We start from the raw sequence: 5,535 nt of genomic DNA, 5'->3' as shown, positions 1-5,535 counted from the left end.
CACCCTGACCATTACTGATCAGGGTGTTCGGTATAGGCGCTTGACGATGACCTACTCTCACATGGGGAAGCCCCACACTACCATCGGCGATGCATCGTTTCACTTCTGAGTTCGGGATGGGATCAGGTGGTTCCAATGCTCTATAGTCGTCAAGCAATTTGTTGCTGCCCGCTGGGCGTGCAGCTTAAAAAGCTTGGATGTGTGACAGAAGCTAAGGTACTTGCAATCTCGCAAGTTCGCGAAGTTGTTTAAATCTGTTGGCTCGATAACACCAGATTGCTTGGGTGTTATATGGTCAAGCCACACGGGCAATTAGTATTGGTTAGCTCAACGCCTCACAGCGCTTACACACCCAACCTATCAACGTCGTAGTCTTCGACGGCCCTTTAGGGGAGTCAAGCTCCCGGTGAGATCTCATCTTGAGGCAAGTTTCCCGCTTAGATGCTTTCAGCGGTTATCTTTTCCGAACGTAGCTACCCGGCAATGCGTCTGGCGACACAACCGGAACACCAGGGGTTCGTCCAACCCGGTCCTCTCGTACTAAGGTCAGCCCCTCTCAAATCTCAAACGTCCACGGCAGATAGGGACCGAACTGTCTCACGACGTTCTAAACCCAGCTCGCGTACCACTTTAAATGGCGAACAGCCATACCCTTGGGACCGGCTTCAGCCCCAGGATGTGATGAGCCGACATCGAGGTGCCAAACACCGCCGTCGATATGAACTCTTGGGCGGTATCAGCCTGTTATCCCCGGAGTACCTTTTATCCGTTGAGCGATGGCCCTTCCATACAGAACCACCGGATCACTAAGACCTACTTTCGTACCTGCTCGACGTGTTGGTCTCGCAGTCAAGCGCGCTTTTGCCTTTATACTCTACGCACGATTTCCGACCGTGCTGAGCGCACCTTCGTACTCCTCCGTTACTCTTTGGGAGGAGACCGCCCCAGTCAAACTACCCACCATACACTGTCCTCGATCCGGATAACGGACCAGAGTTAGAACCTCAAAGTTGCCAGGGTGGTATTTCAAGGTTGGCTCCACGCAGACTGGCGTCCACGCTTCAAAGCCTCCCACCTATCCTACACAAGCAAATTCAAAGTCCAGTGCAAAGCTATAGTAAAGGTTCACGGGGTCTTTCCGTCTAGCCGCGGATACACTGCATCTTCACAGCGATTTCAATTTCACTGAGTCTCGGGTGGAGACAGCGCCGCCATCATTACGCCATTCGTGCAGGTCGGAACTTACCCGACAAGGAATTTCGCTACCTTAGGACCGTTATAGTTACGGCCGCCGTTTACCGGGGCTTCGATCAAGAGCTTCGCCGAAGCTAACCCCATCAATTAACCTTCCGGCACCGGGCAGGCGTCACACCCTATACGTCCACTTTCGTGTTTGCAGAGTGCTATGTTTTTAATAAACAGTTGCAGCGGCCTGGTATCTTCGACCGACATGGGCTTACGCAGTAAATGCTTCACCCTCATCGGCGCACCTTCTCCCGAAGTTACGGTGCCATTTTGCCTAGTTCCTTCACCCGAGTTCTCTCAAGCGCCTTGGTATTCTCTACCTGACCACCTGTGTCGGTTTGGGGTACGATTTCTAGTTACCTGAAGCTTAGAAGCTTTTCCTGGAAGCATGGCATCAACCACTTCGCGTTCTAAAGAACACTCGTCATCAGCTCTCGGCCTTAGCGACCCGGATTTACCTAAGTCACCAGCCTACAACCTTAAACACGGACAACCAACGCCGTGCTGGCCTAGCCTTCTCCGTCCCTCCATCGCAGTAACTAGAAGTACGGGAATATTAACCCGTTTCCCATCGACTACGCCTTTCGGCCTCGCCTTAGGGGTCGACTCACCCTGCGTCGATTAACGTTGCGCAGGAACCCTTGGTCTTCCGGCGAGGGAGTTTTTCACTCCCTTTGTCGTTACTCATGTCAGCATTCGCACTTCTGATACCTCCAGCCAACTTCTCAATTGACCTTCACAGGCTTACAGAACGCTCCTCTACCGCTCATCTTACGATGAACCCGTAGCTTCGGTGTATGGTTTGAGCCCCGTTACATCTTCCGCGCAGGCCGACTCGACTAGTGAGCTATTACGCTTTCTTTAAAGGATGGCTGCTTCTAAGCCAACCTCCTAGCTGTCTAAGCCTTCCCACATCGTTTCCCACTTAACCATAACTTTGGGACCTTAGCTGACGGTCTGGGTTGTTTCCCTTTTCACGACGGACGTTAGCACCCGCCGTGTGTCTCCCGTGCTGACACTCACTGGTATTCGGAGTTTGCATCGGTTTGGTAAGTCGGGATGACCCCCTAGCCGAAACAGTGCTCTACCCCCAGTGGTGATACACGAGGCGCTACCTAAATAGCTTTCGAGGAGAACCAGCTATCTCCGAGCTTGATTAGCCTTTCACTCCTATCCACAAGTCATCCGCTAACTTTTCAACGGTAGTCGGTTCGGTCCTCCAGTGCCTGTTACGGCACCTTCAACCTGCCCATGGATAGATCGCCCGGTTTCGGGTCTATACCCAGCGACTAAACGCCCTATTAAGACTCGGTTTCCCTACGCCTCCCCTAGACGGTTAAGCTCGCCACTGAATATAAGTCGCTGACCCATTATACAAAAGGTACGCAGTCACAGAACAAGTCTGCTCCCACTGCTTGTACGCATACGGTTTCAGGTTCTATTTCACTCCCCTCACAGGGGTTCTTTTCGCCTTTCCCTCACGGTACTGGTTCACTATCGGTCAGTCAGGAGTATTTAGCCTTGGAGGATGGTCCCCCCATGTTCAGTCAACGTTTCACGTGCGCCGACCTACTCGATTTCACAGCTAAGAGTCTTTCGTATACGGGGCTATCACCCACTATGGCCGCACTTTCCAGAGCGTTCTACTAAACTCAAAACTGCTTAAGGGCTGGTCCCCGTTCGCTCGCCACTACTTGGGGAATCTCGGTTGATTTCTTTTCCTCAGGGTACTTAGATGTTTCAGTTCCCCTGGTTCGCCTCACACACCTATGTATTCAGTGTGTGATACCCAGCTTATGCTGGGTGGGTTTCCCCATTCAGAGATCTCCGGATCAAAGGTCATTTGCCACCTCCCCGAAGCTTATCGCAGGCTATCACGTCTTTCATCGCCTCTGACTGCCAAGGCATCCACCGTATGCGCTTATTCACTTGACCATATAACCCCAAACAATCTTAAGTTAATTACTTAACTCAGATTATTCAGTGATATCGGTTTAAAACAGAATTAACGACAATTCCGGAACTTGCACTTGAGATTACAAGTTTACCTTAGCCACACAACATGCAGTGATACATGCCATGCGTCTGTACTTCTATCACATATCCAAATTTTTAAAGAGCGTCTGGTTCAGAGACCAGATATCAACAATCAAGGGTTTGATTGTTCATATATGAACTCTGAGTTCCATTCTATGGCGTGTGCTGCGTCGTCCTGGTGGAGCCAAGCGGGATCGAACCGCTGACCTCCTGCGTGCAAGGCAGGCGCTCTCCCAGCTGAGCTATGGCCCCGTTCAGACCTTACACCTCGACAATTGGTGGGTCTGGGCAGATTCGAACTGCCGACCTCACCCTTATCAGGGGTGCGCTCTAACCAACTGAGCTACAGACCCAATCGCCTTTCTTTCTGAATCAAGTAATTCGTGTGAGTGCTTGAGGAACAGCCGAGATCTTTCGATTAAGGAGGTGATCCAGCCGCAGGTTCCCCTACGGCTACCTTGTTACGACTTCACCCCAGTCATGAATCACACCGTGGTAACCGTCCTCCCGAAGGTTAGACTAGCTACTTCTGGTGCAACCCACTCCCATGGTGTGACGGGCGGTGTGTACAAGGCCCGGGAACGTATTCACCGTGGCATTCTGATCCACGATTACTAGCGATTCCGACTTCATGGAGTCGAGTTGCAGACTCCAATCCGGACTACGATCGGTTTTATGGGATTAGCTCCACCTCGCGGCTTGGCAACCCTCTGTACCGACCATTGTAGCACGTGTGTAGCCCTGGCCGTAAGGGCCATGATGACTTGACGTCATCCCCACCTTCCTCCGGTTTGTCACCGGCAGTCTCCTTAGAGTGCCCACCATAATGTGCTGGTAACTAAGGACAAGGGTTGCGCTCGTTACGGGACTTAACCCAACATCTCACGACACGAGCTGACGACAGCCATGCAGCACCTGTGTCAGAGTTCCCGAAGGCACCAATCCATCTCTGGAAAGTTCTCTGCATGTCAAGGCCAGGTAAGGTTCTTCGCGTTGCTTCGAATTAAACCACATGCTCCACCGCTTGTGCGGGCCCCCGTCAATTCATTTGAGTTTTAATCTTGCGACCGTACTCCCCAGGCGGTCTACTTAGTGCGTTAGCTGCGCCACTAAAATCTCAAGGATTCCAACGGCTAGTAGACATCGTTTACGGCGTGGACTACCAGGGTATCTAATCCTGTTTGCTCCCCACGCTTTCGCACCTCAGCGTCAGTATCAGTCCAGGTGGTCGCCTTCGCCACTGGTGTTCCTTCCTATATCTACGCATTTCACCGCTACACAGGAAATTCCACCACCCTCTACTGTACTCTAGCCAGACAGTTATGGATGCAGTTCCCAGGTTAAGCCCGGGGATTTCACACCCATCTTATCAAGCCGCCTACGCGCGCTTTACGCCCAGTAATTCCGATTAACGCTTGCACCCTCTGTATTACCGCGGCTGCTGGCACAGAGTTAGCCGGTGCTTATTCTGTTGGTAACGTCAAGATTGCAGCGTATTAAACTACAACCCTTCCTCCCAACTTAAAGTGCTTTACAATCCGAAGACCTTCTTCACACACGCGGCATGGCTGGATCAGGCTTTCGCCCATTGTCCAATATTCCCCACTGCTGCCTCCCGTAGGAGTCTGGACCGTGTCTCAGTTCCAGTGTGACTGATCATCCTCTCAGACCAGTTACGGATCGTTGCCTAGGTGAGCCATTACCTCACCTACTAGCTAATCCGACCTAGGCTCATCTGATAGCGTGAGGTCCGAAGATCCCCCACTTTCTCCCGTAGGACGTATGCGGTATTAGCGACCCTTTCGAGTCGTTGTCCCCCACTACCAGGCAGATTCCTAGGCATTACTCACCCGTCCGCCGCTAAATCCGGGAGCAAGCTCCCTTCATCCGCTCGACTTGCATGTGTTAGGCCTGCCGCCAGCGTTCAATCTGAGCCATGATCAAACTCTTCAGTTAAATACTGATTGGGTTTTGAGAAAACCCTAAACTTGGCTCAGCTTTACAAAAAACTCATGAATTCACAGAGTTACTTGCTAGGCTGATAATCTTTCTGATCATCGAGCACATTCAGCAAGCACCCACACGAATTACTTGATTCAAATTGTTAAAGAGCGATTCGGTCAGCGTTTCCGCTCAACCAAGGCCGCGAATTCTACGCTAACCTTATGTTCTGTCAAGCTTTTATTTGAAGTTTTTAACCGCTTCAAAACCCGCTTGAGCAACCTGGAAAAGCCTTCGCTTTCCGGGTCAGGG

2 tRNA genes and 3 rRNA genes are annotated in these 5,535 nt (G+C 51.5%); all 5 read right to left on the bottom strand.

Annotation, left to right across the window (positions count from 1 at the left end):
• Positions 1-38 precede the first annotated feature (38 nt).
• The 5 genes from rrf to B7O88_RS17675 all read right to left on the bottom strand — a co-directional run bounded on the left by rrf (position 39) and on the right by B7O88_RS17675 (position 5,238).
• Positions 39-154, bottom strand: a 5S ribosomal RNA gene (rrf, locus tag B7O88_RS17695).
• Positions 155-291: 137 nt separating this feature from the next.
• Positions 292-3,180 (bottom strand): 23S ribosomal RNA (locus B7O88_RS17690).
• Positions 3,181-3,458: 278 nt separating this feature from the next.
• Positions 3,459-3,534, bottom strand: a tRNA-Ala gene (locus tag B7O88_RS17685).
• Positions 3,535-3,558: 24 nt separating this feature from the next.
• A tRNA-Ile gene (locus tag B7O88_RS17680) sits at positions 3,559-3,635 on the bottom strand.
• A 66-nt stretch (positions 3,636-3,701) separates the two neighbouring features.
• Positions 3,702-5,238 (bottom strand): 16S ribosomal RNA (locus B7O88_RS17675).
• Together the 16S, 23S and 5S rRNA genes with 2 tRNA genes alongside form the textbook arrangement of a ribosomal RNA operon.
• Positions 5,239-5,535: the final 297 nt, after the last annotated feature.

The sequence above is a fragment of the Halopseudomonas aestusnigri genome (genome assembly GCF_002197985.1).
GTDB classification, from domain to species: domain Bacteria; phylum Pseudomonadota; class Gammaproteobacteria; order Pseudomonadales; family Pseudomonadaceae; genus Halopseudomonas; species Halopseudomonas aestusnigri.
This window is presented reverse-complemented; position numbering and strand designations above follow the sequence as displayed.